Genomic DNA, 13,402 nt, shown 5'->3' on the forward strand with positions numbered 1-13,402 from the left:
CCCATGTTCTCTCAAATTGCAGCGGTCACCTCGATCAATCTGCGCTCCATCCCGCAACGCTGGGGCATGTCGCTGGCGACCATCCTGTCCATTGCGCTCGTTGTCGGCGTGCTTCTGGGCTTCCTCGCCATGGCCAACGGCTTCCGCGCAACGGTCAACGGCACGGGTTCGGAAAGCATTGCGGTCCTTCTGCGCTCGGGCTCCCAGGCGGAACTCAACTCCGGCTTCGGGCGGGATACGGTGCGCCTGATCGAAACAGCGCCCGGGATCTCACGGGATGCGGACGGCGCCGCCATCCTGTCCGCCGAACTCTATGTCATCACGGACGCCACCAAGCGCTCGACCGGCAATGACGCCAGCCTGTCCCTGCGGGGCGTGGATGAAATGGCGCCGCGACTGCGGGAGAATTTCCAGATGGTCGAGGGCCGGATGTTCGCGGAAGGCTCGAATGAAATCATCGTGGGCGAAGGCGTCATCCGGGAATTCTCGGGCTTCAACCTGGGAGAGACGATCCGCATGGGCCCGAATGAATGGCGCGTGGTCGGCGTGTTCTCGACCGGCGGCTCGGTGTTTGACTCTGAAATCTGGGCCGATGTCGGCACAGTTCAGAACCTCTACAATCGCGGCGCCAGCTATCAGTCGATCCGGGTCCGGCTGGACGGTGAGAACGGTTTGTCAGAGCTCCAGGCGTACGCCGAGAACGAACCGCGGCTTGATCTGGATGTGACCACGGAGAAGGAATTCTTCGCCCAGTCTGCGGGCGGTCTGTCTAACCTGATCATGTATCTGGGCTGGCCATTGGCGATCATCATGGCGGTGGGCGCGCTCGCCGGCGCCTGGAACGCCATGTACGCCTCGGTGGACTCCCGGGTGCGGGAGATCGCCACGCTCCGGACGCTCGGCTTTTCCGGCTTTGCGGCCTTTGTCGGCACGCTGGTGGAATCGCTGATGCTCGCCTTCATTGGCGGGCTGGTGGGCGCACTGATCACCTATTTCGTCTTTGACGGGGTCAGCGCCTCGACCATGGGCGGAAGCTTCACCCAGGTGGTCTTCTCCTTCGCCGTGACGATCCAGTCGGTGATCAGCGGCGTGATCCTCGCCCTTGTCGTCGGCCTGTTCGGCGGCTTCTTCCCGGCATTGCGCGCCTCACGCGTGCCGCTGCTGGAAGTTCATGGCTAACCCGTGCGGGCGGGCCGGCTCAGCCCAGGGCTTGAGCCAGGTCCGCCCACAGGTCTTCCGCATCCTCAAGGCCGACCGACAGGCGTAGAAGCGCGCCTTCGGCCTGCCACGCAACAGCTGTTCGACGGATCTGCCGATCACAGGGCAGGATCAGGCTCTCATAGCCGCCCCAGCTGAAGCCCAGCCGGAAGAGATGGCAGGCTTCGGCCATCGCCTCGCTGTCCCGCGCGTTCACGCCATCAAGAACAAAGGCGAAGCAGCCTGATGCGCCCGTGAACTGGCTGTTGAACAGGGCATGGTCCGGATGGCTTTGAAGGCCGGGGTGGAGCACCCGCGCGATCTTGGGATGCGCTTCAAGCTGTCTGGCGATATGAAGGCCGGATGCGCCGGAGCGCTCAATGCGCAGGAGCAGGGTGCGCAGGCCCCGCAGGCACAGATAGGCGTCATCGGGTGAGACATGGCCGCCAAAAAGAACATCCTTGTCCTTGAGACGCGCCGCAGACTCGCCTCTCGCCGCCACGGATCCCATCAGGAAGTCGGAATGTCCCCCGGCGTATTTCGTCAGCGCCTGAGCCGCGTAATCAACGCCGAGCTCGAGCGGGTTCATCAGTACGCCCGCGCTCCAGGTATCATCGATGACCGTCGCCACGCCCGCCTTGCGGGCGGCGCCGGCGATGGCGGGAATGTCCTGCACCTCGAAGGTCAGCGAACCTGGGCTTTCGAGCAGGACGACGGCGGTCGGCTTGTCGAGAAGCTCTGCGACGCCAGCGCCGATGCGGGGGTCATAATAGACCGGCGTGACGCCGTAACGAGGCAGTTCCTCATCACAGAAGCGCCGGACCGGACCATAGGCGGAGTCGGTGATGAGCGCCTGCATCCCGGCCGGATTCTCGGGCAGGGCGGTCCGAAGCGCCAGGATGACGCTGGCGAGACCGGACTGGGCCAGCGAGACGTGATCCGCGCCGTACAGCTCACCGATCGCCTCGCGCAACTCCATGTTCGGGCTCAACCCGCCGCGTCCATAGTGCCGACGGGGCGGTGTAGGGTTGTACAGCTCCGCCGTCGTGGGCGCGACCACGGTGGACGCGCGCTCGATTGGCGGGTTCACCAGATCATCGTTGCGGCGGGGCTGTCCGGAATGGATCAGTCGGGTGTCGCGTTTCATGTCGACGCGCTCCCTTCTCTTCGTTACATCTGAGGCTTGGATTTCAGCATGTAAGGCGGTTGGACCGATGACGCCAGCGTCTTTGTTCGACCTGATGGACCCCCGGCGCCTCGCCAAGGGCGCTGCGGCGTTTGCATTGGGCTTCACGGTTTCACACAGTGATCTGGACAGCGTGACCTCTCATATGGACGAGGTGCAAAGGCGCGGCGTGCTCAGATGCGGCGTTGATACGGGGCTGGTGGGCTTCGCCCAGACCGATGAGACGGGGAGCTGGAGCGGCTTCGAGGTGGAGTTGTGCCGGGCCTATGCCGCCGCCTTCCTCAACGATCCTGATCGCGCCGAGTTCATTCCCACCACGACGCTGGATCGGTTCCGCGCCGTACGCGAGGGCGAGGTGGATATCCTGCTGCGCAACACCAGCTGGACTTTGTCGCGGGCGACTTTGCAGGGCGTGCGCTTTGCCGGCATCTATTATTATGACGGGCAGGGCTTCCTCACTCCGGCGGATCTCGGTCTGACATCCGCCCAGGAATTGAGCGGCGCGCGGATCTGCGTTCAACCCGAGACGACAAGCGCGCTCAATCTTGACGACTACGCTGAACGCTACGGGCTCGATTTCACAATCGTCTCAGTTGAGACGGTTGCGGATGCGCGCACAGCCTATGAGGCGGGTCAGTGCGATGCCTTTACAAGCGATGTGTCGCGGCTGGCCGGTTTCCGCCGCTCTCTGAGCGAACCGGATCGACACATGGTTCTGCCCGACGTGATCTCCAAGGAGCCCCTGAGCCCTGTCGTGAGGGATGATGATGACGCATTCGCCATGGCCGTGGAATGGGTGCTGACCTCCCTGATCGCTGCAGAGGAGTATGGCGTCACCCAAAGTCAGGCCGCCAGTGCGGACCAGACGTCGAGCCGTCCGGAAGTCCGCAGGCTTCTCGAGGTTGATGAAGAAGTTGCCGCAAGCCTAGGCCTTGAAAACGATTTTGCGCGACAGGCCATTGCTGTGGGCGGTCATTATGGCGAACTCTTCGAGCGCAATCTGGGCGAAGCGTCACAGCTGCAACTTGAGCGCGGCCTGAATGCGCAATGGAAAGAGGGCGGCCTGCTGTACGCGCCGCCGGTCCGCTAGCGCCGACCTAGTCCAGCCAGGGCGGGGTCGGCAGGCCTTTCTCGCGCAGGAATTCAGGGTTGTAGAGCTTGGACTGATAGCGGGATCCGTGATCGCACAGAATGGTCACGAGGGTGTGGCCCGGCCCCATCTTGCGCGCGAGGCGCACTGCGCCAGCGATGTTCACGCCGGCTGACCCGCCCAGGCACAGACCTTCCTCCATCACGAGATCATAGAGAATGCCCAGCGCTTCCTCATCTGGAATGCGGAAGGCTTCATCGATCTGCGCGCCTTCGAGATTGGCGGTGATCCGGCTCTGTCCGATGCCTTCGGTGATGGACGTGCCTTCGGCCTTGAGCTCGCCATGCGCGTAATAGCCGTAAAGCGCCGCGCCGCCCGGATCGGCCAGGGCGATGGTCACATCTTGGTTCTTCGCCTTGAGCGCGTCCGACACCCCCGCCAGCGTGCCGCCGGAACCGACCGCGGCGACAAAGCCGTCTACCTTGCCGCCCGTCTGCTCCCAGATCTCCGGCCCGGTGGTCTCGGCATGGGCGCGACGGTTGGCGGTGTTGTCAAACTGGTTCGCCCAGATCGCGCCATTCGGCTCGGTCTTGTTCAGCTCTTCGGCCAGCGCGCCGGAATAGCGCGCATAATGGTTCGGATTGGAATAGGGGACCGCGTCCACTTCGATCAGTTCGGCGCCCATCAGGCGGATCGCGGCGGCCTTCTCGCGTGATTGCGTGCGCGGGAAGACGATGACCACCTTGTAGCCGAGAGCCCGACCGACCATTGCGAGCCCGATTCCGGTGTTGCCCGCCGTGCCTTCGACAATCGTGCCGCCGGGCTTGAGCGCGCCGCTGGCTTCCGCCTCGCGGATGATGCCCAGGGCGGCGCGATCCTTTACCGAACCGCCGGGATTCATGAATTCCGCCTTGCCCAGAATCTCGCATCCGGTTGCGTCAGAAACCTTGTTGAGGCGGACGAGCGGCGTATCTCCGATCAGATCGATGACAGAGCGGGCGGGGCGGACAGTCATGGCGGGCCTCATCTGATATTATGAGCCCAAGTTAGGAGCTGGTCGGGTCAGCTGCAATCAGTCACCGCCCACTGGATGCAGGCGTGATCCAGTTTGCTGCGGCGCACGTAGGATATCTCATGAAGACTGGAGTGCCGTGAATGCACATGCTTGACGCCCCCTGGATGGTCGATGTGGCCAGTGGCGCCGCCCCGAAGGCGGTGCAGGTCCTGGCTGCCTGCCACGCCGAAATGAATGCTGACGCTTTCCGCCTGCTCAATCAGGCTGAACAGGTCATGGGCTCCTTGCTGGAAGACACCGAGCCCGTCGCGCTCCGTCCGGGTGCGTTCGAGGCGATCAGCCGTGAGCTGGGCGGGTTCCAGGATGCGGTCGAGACCAAGGCCGAACCTCAGCTTGAAGGCCTTTTCAATCATTTGCCGACAGCGCTTCGGTCGGTCCTGGACCATCACCCGCACCCGATCTGGATGAACAAGATTGGCGGCGTCCAGGAAATGCCGCTCGAGACGCTCGAGGAAGAGGGCGTCCGGGTCCGGCTCCTCAGCCTGCCTCCCGGGCGCGGCGTTGCAGAGCATACCCATGAGTCAGAAGAGCTGACGCTGGTTCTGCAAGGCGGCTTCAATGACGGACACGCCGACTATTTCCGGGGCGATGTCTGTCACGCCAGTCCGGAGCTGACGCACAATCCGCGTGCGCATGAAGACGGACCCTGTATCTGCCTGACGGTGGAAATGGGGCGGCTGAAGTTCACCCATCCCGTGATCGCCATGGCGAACATGATGCTGGGCTGGGACCGGTCCTGAACCCAAATGAAGGAGAACGGCATGTTTCGGAGCCTGATCTTGGCGGCGGCAGCCGTCGCCACCTGCACGCCACTGGCCTTTGGCGCTTTTGAGGACGGGCCGGTCATGCCGTTGCCCGATGCGGGCGAGCGCATTGTCTTTGACGTCTATCGGAACGGGGACACCCGCTTTGGCACGCACGCGTTAAGCTTCACTCAGGACGGCCAGGACCTTCTTGTGAATATCGACATCGAATTGCGCGCCGGTCTCGGTCCGGTCACGGTTTTCCGATATGAGCACCAATCCACGGAACGCTGGCGCGAGGGTCAGCTCGTCGGGCTCGTGTCGGAAACCCTGAAGGACGGCGACACCTATGAGGTCTCCGCGCAGAGCTCGGGCGAGGCTTTGGACGTTCAGGGCATGGCACCGGAAGACGGTCCGATCTCGCTGGAATTGCCGCTCTCCATCCTTCCAAGCTCGCACTGGCACGGCTATCGCCCTGGCGAATATGACATTCTGAATACCGAGTACGGCAATGAGCTGGATGTCACGGTCGAATACCTCGGAGAGGAGATGCTGGAGGCGGACGGCGAACGCATCCCGGCCCGTCGCTATCGTCTCATCAGTGATCTGACTGTCGACCTCTGGTATGACGAGAATGGCCGTTGGGCCGGATGCGAGTTCGAGGCTCGGGGCCAGACGGTCCGTTATGTGCGTCGCGCTGATCCGCTGGAAGGCTGATGCCTGCTCTGCGTCTGGTGCTGGGCGACCAGCTGACTCCTTCCATCGCCAGTCTCGCGGATTATGAGGATGGCGATCTGATCGTGATGGCGGAAGTGGCTGAAGAAGTCAGCTATGTTCCTCATCACCGCAAGAAAATCGCATTCCTGTTCTCCGCCATGCGCCATTTCGCCTCCCGACTGGAAGGGGGCGGCAAGTCGGTTCGATATGTGCGACTGGATGACCCGGACAATACCGGGTCTCTCAAAGGCGAGATGGAGCGTGCGCTCAAGGCGGGCGCCTTTGACGAAGTCGTCGTTGTCGAGCCCGGCGAATACCGTCTCAAGGCCGAATTTGAACAATGGGCGGACACTTTCGATGTGCCGGTCCGGATGCGCCGGGATGACCGGTTCATCTGTACGCTCGACCGCTTCAACGCCTGGGCGGAGGGTCGGAAGCGCCTGACGATGGAGTATTTCTATCGCGAGATGCGGCGCGAAACCGGCCTGTTGATGGACGGTGACGAGCCGGAAGGCGGGCAGTGGAACTTCGACAAGGACAATCGCAAGGCGCTGCCGGATGAGCTGACGCCGCCTGAGCGCGCCTTCATCGAGCCGGACGCCTTGACCCGCGAGGTCCTGGCCCTGGTCGAGGCGCGGTTTCCGGACCAGTTCGGGGATCTTGAAGCCTTCGGATATGCGGTGACCCAGGAAGACGCCGCGGCCCAGCTCGACTGGTTCATTGAAAACGGTCTGCCCTGCTTTGGCGATTATCAGGACGCCCTGAAACAGGAAGAGGCCTTCCTGTTCCATTCGGTGCTGTCGCTGTATCTCAATTGCGGCTTGCTGGACCCGCTGGAAGTCTGCCGCAGGGCTGAAGCCGCCTACAAGCAAGGTCAGGCGCCGCTGAATGCGGTTGAGGGCTTCATCCGTCAGATACTCGGATGGCGCGAATATGTGCGCGGCGTCTACTGGCGTTTCATGCCCGATTATCTTGAACGCAATGCGCTTGAGGCCAAGCGCAATCTGCCGGATTTCTACTGGTCAGCGGACACGGATATGGCGTGCGTGCGTGATGTCATCATCACCACCCGCAAGCATGCCTATGCGCACCATATCCAGCGTCTGATGGTGACGGGCAATTTCGCCTTGCTCGCCGGCGTCGACCCCAAAGCGGTCAATGAATGGTATCTGGCGGTCTATGCCGACGCCTATGAATGGGTCGAGGCTCCAAACACACATGGCATGGCGCTGTTTGCAGACGGCGGGCTGATGGGGACCAAGCCCTATGCAGCGTCCGGCAGTTATATCAACAAGATGAGTGATCACTGCAAGCAGTGCAGCTATGCGGTGAGCAAGAAGAACGGCCCCAAGGCCTGCCCGTTCAATTATCTCTATTGGAACTTCCTGATGGAGAACCGGGATCGGCTAGAGGGCAATCACCGTTTGTCCATGATCTACAAGACGTTGGACCGGATGAGTGACGAAAAGCGTGCGGCGGTCCGCGATGACAGCCAGCGTTTCTTCAAACGGATCGGCATTGAGCCATGAGGATTTGTGATGAGTGCGCCTGAACCTGCGAAACCCTCTGATGGCGTGTGCTGGCTGACCGGGGCCAGCTCCGGCATTGGCGAGGCCCTGATCGCTGATCTCGTTAAAGAGGGTTGGCGGATAGCAATCTCGGCCCGGAGTGAAGACAAGCTCAAGGCGCTGGCGGACCAGTACCCCGGCTTTGTGTTCGCTTATCCCGTCGACATCACCGATGACGCTGCTGTCGCCCGGACCGTTTCGAAGATCGAAACGGATCACGGTCCGATCGCCCGTGCGATCCTGAATGCGGGCGTCTATCTTTCCATCAACGCCGAGAGGCCCAACTTCGACGATTACGCCAAGACCTTTGATGTGAATCTGAAGGGCGCGGCCGCGTGCATATGCGCGCTGACGCCGCTCATGTGCGAGCGTCGATCCGGTCAGATCGTCATCGTTTCCTCCGCCACCGCTTTCGGCGGCATGCCGACCTCCACCGCCTATGGCGCAACCAAGGCCGGGCTCCTGAACATGGCGGAAGGCCTCGCGATCGAGCTGCACCGTTATGGCGTTCACATCCAGTGCGTTACGCCGGGCTTCGTCGATACGCCCGCCCAGGATGACAATGACTTTCCCAAACCCTTCATGGTCAGCGCCGAAACCGCTGCGGCACGCATCTGCAAGGGCATGCGAAAGACGGGCTTCGAGATCACATTCCCGCGCCGTTTCACCTGGGCCTTGAAACTGATCTATGCGCTGCCACGCGACTGGCACATCGCGCTGGTGCGCAAACAGACCGGCTGGAACAAGCCGCCAGAATGAGAAAAGCCCGCTCTCGAGCGGGCTTTTCCTTATCCGGTAACGCGCCTAGCCTCGTGACAGCGTGAACTGGCCGACATCGATCCGGCCGGTGCGGAACCCCGCCTCGCAATAGGCGAGGTAGAAATCCCACATGCATTTGAACCGGTCATCAAAACCCATGGGTTTGATGGTGGACCAGGCGTCATTGAACCGGTCTTTCCAGACCTTGAGCGTGTCGGCGTAGTCGAGCCCGAACTGATCGGTCTTGACCAGTTCAAGGTCTGCGGTGCGGAAGCAGTCTTCCAGCTTCTCCACGCTGGGCATCATGCCGCCCGGGAAGATGTAGCGCTGGATGAAGTCGGCGCGCTTGGAATAGGTGTCGAAGAGATCATCCCGGATTGTGATGATCTGGAGCCCGGCCTTGCCGCCCGGCTGGAGAACGTCCGAGACCTTGGAGAAGAAGCTTGGCCAGAATTCCTGACCCACCGCTTCAAACATCTCGATCGAGGCGACCCGGTCATAGGTTCCGGTCTCGTCGCGATAATCCTGAAGCTTGATCTCGACCTTGTCGGACAGGCCCAGGCGCTCCATGCGCGCGATGGCGTAATCGCGCTGCGCCGGCGACAGGGTGAGGCATGTGACCCGTGCGCCGATTTCGCCTGCGGCGTATTCGGCGAAGCCGCCCCAGCCGCAGCCGATTTCCAGCACGTGATGCTCCGCCTTCAGGTCCATGGAGCGGGCGAGGGCGGCGTATTTTTCGGTCTGCGCGTCCTTGAGGGCCGTGACGCCGCCGGTAAAACGCGCCGACGAATAGGTCATCGTCTCGTCCAGCCACAGCGCGTAGAAGTCGTTGCCGAGGTCGTAATGGGCCTCGATATTCTTGCGCGCTTGGGTTTTCGTATTCGCGCGGCTCAGATGATAGAGCCAGTGGAAGAAGCGCGTGATCGGTCCGCCGCGTGTAATGTGCGCCATCTCGTCAAGATTGGCGGAAAAGACGGTCAGGACTGCAGCGAGATCCGGCGTGGTCCAGTCACCATCCATGTAGCTCTCTGCAAAACCCACATCTCCGCCAGCGATCACCTTGCGAACAACGGAGTAATTGCTGAGCTCCATGACCGCATCAGGGCCGGGTCGTCGCCCCTCGAACTGGATCGCGCGGCCGTCCGGCAAGCGAACGGTCAGGGTTCCCACCTTCAGCTTGAGCAGCATGCGCAGGGTCAGACGCACCCCGCGCGGCACACCCTTGAGGCGGTCGATAACAGCCGAAGAATCAGCCCGCACCAGCGGGTCGGCGGCGAAGTCGGTCATTGGCGGCTCCGTCGGTTACGCACTCGCGTATAACGTTAAGTTTACAATTAATTCCGTCCGACGCCAAATCCAGAGCGATCCGAACGGGAAACGGGACGGGCTGTGGACGCTTCAGGGTGAGAGGCGTCACGGCTGTGATAGACCGCGCCCTTGATCCATAAACGCAAGGCTTCCCAGTGGATGGCCAGGATGGTCTTGAGGCTGGAGAAGGGCTGGGTCACGAATAGTTTCACAAGGCGAGAAGAAGTCAGCGCCTCGCGTTTCATCGCCATGGTCGCGAGGAAATCCGGACCTTCATCACGCTGTTTGAAGATGGTCAGATGAAAGCGATCGCCGGGCTCGCGCAGGGTGAACTCATAGCGTCCCGCCCGGTCAAAGAAGGGCGAAACGTGAAAGACCTTATCCGCGTCATGGGTCTGTAGGTCGCCCGGTTGGGCCTTCGCCACATAGCAATGGCTGTCGCCGAACGTGTTGTGGACCTGATAGATCACACCCTTCAGCCGTCCATCAGGGCTGCAGGCGAAATAGATCGACAGCGGATTGAACTGATAGCCGAGCACCCGAGGTGCGCTCAGCAGCGTGATGGTGTCGGATTCGGTCAGTTCAATCGCGTGTTCGGATAGAAGCCGCCGCGCCCAGCCTGACAGATCACCACCATCGCGCGGGCCATGATCCCGGGGCTCGAAGCTGAAGAGATTGAACCGACCGATCGAGAAGAGCCGGCTCAAACGACTGGCCTCCGGCAAGCGGTCCAGATCCAGCAGGATCGACCCCAGCCGGTAGCTGAACCGGTGCAGGAAAGGCGCACGGCGCTCGTGCACGGTCTTGCCGATGTATAGCGCGCCAGGAGGGGGAGCGGCGACAGCCATATTACTCGGCCGCGACATGGGCGGCGGCGGGTTTGCAGGGGGCGGGGCGGGCCCAGTGTCCGCCGTCCACATCGCCTTCGACGAACGCCCAAGGAATCTGGCCGCCCAGCCTCAGGGCCACGCGAAGGCCGGAGCGGAAACCGTCCTCATGGAAGCCATAACCGAGCCAGGCGCCGGCGAACCAGGTATGGCGCACGCCCTGGATTGAATTGAAGATCCGTTGCGCGGCCAGCGCCGGCGCATTGAATTGCGGGTGATCGTACTGATAGCGCCCGAACACCGTCTCCTCGCGCGGCTGGCGCACCGGGTTCAGCGTCACGAACAGCGGCCTGTCGGACCGGATGCCCTGCAATCGATTCATGTCATAGGTGACCGCCGCTTCTTCACCCCCTTCGCGCAGATAGGTCCAGGCGGCCTGCGCGCCCTTTCGGGCTGGAGTCAGGGTGGTGTCGCAGTGCAGGACCGCTTCGTTAGCGCCATAATGGATCGCGCCCAGCATCTGACGCTCGTTCTCGTCCGCGTCCGAAAGCAGGCGCAGCGCCTGATCGGAATGGCAGGCGAGGATGACTTCATCGAACTGATGGCTTTGCCCGGTCGCGTCGGTGACGGTAACGCCAGTCGCATCACGGCGAACGCTGACAGCCTCGCTGCGGAAGGCGACACCCGCATCGTGAAGATCAGCTTCGATCTTGCGCACATAGGTTCGGCTGCCACCCTTGACCGTATGCCATTTGGGACGCTTGGCGTGCATCAGACGGTGGTTCTTGAAGAACTGCACAAAGGTCTCGGCCGGATAATCGGCCATCGCATGTTCGGAGGTCGACCAGATCGCCGCGCCCATGGGCAGGAGATATTGCGTGCGGAAGGCCTCGCCGAGTTTCAGCTTGTCGAGATACTGGCCCAGGCTCAGCCCCTCGAATCCACCCGCTTCCAGGTCGCGTTGCGCCTGACGGTTGAAGGTCAGGATATCGCGCAGCATGCCCATATAGCGCAGATTGAAAAGGTTGGCGGGGTCCGCAAAGAGACCGGACAGCCCATTGGAAGACCATTCAAATCGGCGATCCAGGCTGAAGCCGAAACTCATATCGGTCTGGAAGCTCTCGATGCCCAGATGCGCGAAGAGGGCGATCAGATTGGGATAGTTGAGCGGATTGAAGACGATGAATCCCGTGTCCACATCGATCTCGGCGCCATCGTAATCGATGCGGACGGTATTGGCGTGGCCGCCGAGCCGGTCGCGTTTTTCGAACACGGTGACGTCATGGACATTGCGCAGCGCCCAAGCGGCGCCGAGACCGGACACGCCTGCGCCAATGACGGCGATGCGGGCAGGCGAGTTGAGAGAGGTCAAATTGGGGCTCATCCGGCGTCCTTGATCTTTTCAAATGCGGCGAGGGCGCGCTTGCGCGCTTCACCATGGTCCACGATCGGCTCGGGATAGGTCTCCCCTAAGGTCACTCCGGCTCGGGACAACACGGATTTCTCTGCCGTCCAGGGCGCGTGAATGACCTTGTCGGGCAAATCCGCAAGCTCTGGTATCCACTTACGAAGATAGTCGCCCTTCGGATCAAACTTTTCCGACTGTCCGACCGGATTGAAGACGCGAAAATACGGCGCGGCGTCCGCCCCCGAGCCGGCGGTCCATTGCCAGGATGCCGCATTGCTGGCGAGATCGGCGTCCACGAGCGTATCCCAGAACCAGTCCTCACCGCGACGCCAGTGGATGAAGAGGTCCTTGATCAGGAAGCTTGCGACAATCATGCGCACGCGATTGTGCATCCACCCCGTCGCCCACAGCTCGCGCATGCCCGCATCCACGATCGGATAGCCGGTCTGGCCCTTTTGCCAGGCTTTCAGCTTGTCCTCACACTCGTCCCATTCAAACGCGTCGAACTTGGACTGGAAGTTCGCTTCGGGCAGATCAGGGAAGTGATAAAGCAGGTTGTAGCTGAACTCGCGCCAGGCGATCTCGCTGAGATAGGTGTCCGCGCCGCCCGTTCGGGCATGATCGGATTGCTTGACCGCATGCCAGACCTGGCGCGGGCTGATCTCGCCGAAATGCAGATGGGGCGACAGCCGTGAGGTGCCGCTTTGACCGGGCAGATCGCGCCGGTCGGAATAGTCAGAGACTGCAGCCTTGAGAAACTGTCCCAGCCGGCCATGGGCCGCCGCTTCGCCCGGCGTCCAGTTCTCCTGGAGGCCGCCGGACCAGTCCGGTTTCGTGGGTAGAAGGTCCAGATCATCCAGCGACAGTCCGCCCTCATGGGCGTGAAGCTGCAAGGCGTCCGGCCGACCTGTTGGTTCTGCAGGCGTGTGATCGGCTTTCAGCGATTTCCAGAACGGGGTGAAGACCTTGTAGGGATTGCCTGTTTTTGTGGCGATGTCCCAGGGCTCCACGATCAATGAGCCATTGAAGGACCGCGCCCTGACGCCACGATCCTTGAGGGAAGACTTGATCGCTTCATCGCGCTTGCGCGCCCAGGGTTCGTACAGCCGGTTCCAGAAGACCGTGTCCGCGCCCGTTTGTTCGATCAGCGCATCCAGCTGTTCCTGCGCCTCGCCCTTCATCAGGGCAAGCTCGCCGCCCAGCTGTTGAAGGTCGGAGGCAAGTGAGGCGAGGGAATGATGAAGCCACCATCGGCTGGCGCCGCCGGGTCTCCAGTCGCCGGGAGCGTCATCATCCAGAATGTAAACTGGGATCACAGGCGCGCCGGTGGCGGCTGCGGCCTGAAGCGCGGGATTGTCGGCCAGTCTGAGGTCCTGTCGAAACCAGACAATGACGGGCGGGTTCGGATCGGCCATGGGTGTGAATGCATGCCTTCTGGGACGAGGGATGGTGTCAGGCTATACGGCGCCTTATATCCTTTGGATCAGGATGCGACGCAGTCGCCCCAGGACCAAGCGCCAAGTG

12 protein-coding genes are annotated in these 13,402 nt (G+C 61.9%); 6 read left to right on the forward strand and 6 right to left on the reverse strand.

What is annotated here, in order from left to right; translation table 11 throughout:
* Positions 1-3 precede the first annotated feature (3 nt).
* Positions 4-1,179 (forward strand): ABC transporter permease, encoded by a 1,176-nt coding sequence (locus OA2633_RS02165; protein WP_009800834.1) that lies wholly within the window; start codon positions 4-6, stop codon positions 1,177-1,179.
* A gap of 19 nt (positions 1,180-1,198) precedes the next feature.
* Here the strand turns inward: OA2633_RS02165 and metC are convergent, their stop codons facing one another.
* A complete protein-coding gene (gene metC / locus OA2633_RS02170) occupies positions 1,199-2,344 on the reverse strand; it encodes a cystathionine beta-lyase (RefSeq protein ID WP_009800835.1) in 1,146 nt (381 codons plus the stop codon).
* A gap of 67 nt (positions 2,345-2,411) precedes the next feature.
* On the opposite strand from metC, the gene OA2633_RS02175 reads away from it, so the two are divergent.
* A complete protein-coding gene (locus tag OA2633_RS02175) occupies positions 2,412-3,473 on the forward strand; it encodes an amino acid ABC transporter substrate-binding protein (protein ID WP_009800836.1) in 1,062 nt (353 codons plus the stop codon).
* A 7-nt stretch (positions 3,474-3,480) separates the two neighbouring features.
* On the opposite strand, the gene OA2633_RS02180 is transcribed toward OA2633_RS02175, so the two are convergent.
* The gene (locus OA2633_RS02180; protein WP_009800837.1) at positions 3,481-4,488 is read right to left on the reverse strand and encodes a cysteine synthase A; all 1,008 of its coding nucleotides are present in this window, start codon (positions 4,486-4,488) and stop codon (positions 3,481-3,483) included.
* Positions 4,489-4,628: 140 nt separating this feature from the next.
* On the opposite strand from OA2633_RS02180, the gene OA2633_RS15105 reads away from it, so the two are divergent.
* Genes OA2633_RS15105 through OA2633_RS02200 form a run of 4 tightly spaced genes read left to right on the forward strand, consistent with a single transcriptional unit; the run spans position 4,629 to position 8,335 of the window.
* Entirely contained in the window at positions 4,629-5,288 is a 660-nt protein-coding gene (locus tag OA2633_RS15105; RefSeq protein WP_009800838.1) for a cupin domain-containing protein, read from the forward strand.
* Between the two features lie 21 nt (positions 5,289-5,309).
* Positions 5,310-6,008 (forward strand): DUF6134 family protein, encoded by a 699-nt coding sequence (locus OA2633_RS02190; RefSeq protein ID WP_009800839.1) that lies wholly within the window; start codon positions 5,310-5,312, stop codon positions 6,006-6,008.
* A complete protein-coding gene (locus OA2633_RS02195; RefSeq protein ID WP_009800840.1) occupies positions 6,008-7,537 on the forward strand; it encodes a cryptochrome/photolyase family protein in 1,530 nt (509 codons plus the stop codon). Before OA2633_RS02190 ends, OA2633_RS02195 begins: the two co-directional genes overlap by 1 nt.
* 9 nt (positions 7,538-7,546) lie before the next feature.
* Positions 7,547-8,335 carry an SDR family oxidoreductase gene (locus OA2633_RS02200; protein WP_009800841.1) on the forward strand — a complete coding sequence of 263 codons (789 nt, stop codon included), beginning with the start codon at positions 7,547-7,549 and terminating at the stop codon, positions 8,333-8,335.
* Between the two features lie 45 nt (positions 8,336-8,380).
* Here the strand turns inward: OA2633_RS02200 and OA2633_RS02205 are convergent, their stop codons facing one another.
* Genes OA2633_RS02205 through OA2633_RS02220 form a run of 4 tightly spaced genes read right to left on the reverse strand, consistent with a single transcriptional unit; the run spans position 8,381 to position 13,293 of the window.
* Positions 8,381-9,622: a cyclopropane-fatty-acyl-phospholipid synthase family protein gene (locus OA2633_RS02205; RefSeq protein WP_009800842.1), complete on the reverse strand. Its 1,242-nt coding sequence runs from the start codon at positions 9,620-9,622 to the stop codon at positions 8,381-8,383.
* A gap of 47 nt (positions 9,623-9,669) precedes the next feature.
* Entirely contained in the window at positions 9,670-10,491 is an 822-nt protein-coding gene (locus OA2633_RS02210; RefSeq protein WP_009800843.1) for a DUF1365 domain-containing protein, read from the reverse strand.
* A 1-nt stretch (position 10,492) separates the two neighbouring features.
* Positions 10,493-11,854: an NAD(P)/FAD-dependent oxidoreductase gene (locus OA2633_RS02215; RefSeq protein WP_009800844.1), complete on the reverse strand. Its 1,362-nt coding sequence runs from the start codon at positions 11,852-11,854 to the stop codon at positions 10,493-10,495.
* Positions 11,851-13,293 carry a deoxyribodipyrimidine photo-lyase gene (locus OA2633_RS02220; RefSeq protein WP_009800845.1) on the reverse strand — a complete coding sequence of 481 codons (1,443 nt, stop codon included), beginning with the start codon at positions 13,291-13,293 and terminating at the stop codon, positions 11,851-11,853. Before OA2633_RS02220 ends, OA2633_RS02215 begins: the two co-directional genes overlap by 4 nt.
* Between the last annotated feature and the right edge of the window lie 109 nt (positions 13,294-13,402).

This window comes from Oceanicaulis sp. HTCC2633, from assembly GCF_000152745.1.
GTDB lineage: Bacteria > Pseudomonadota > Alphaproteobacteria > Caulobacterales > Maricaulaceae > Oceanicaulis.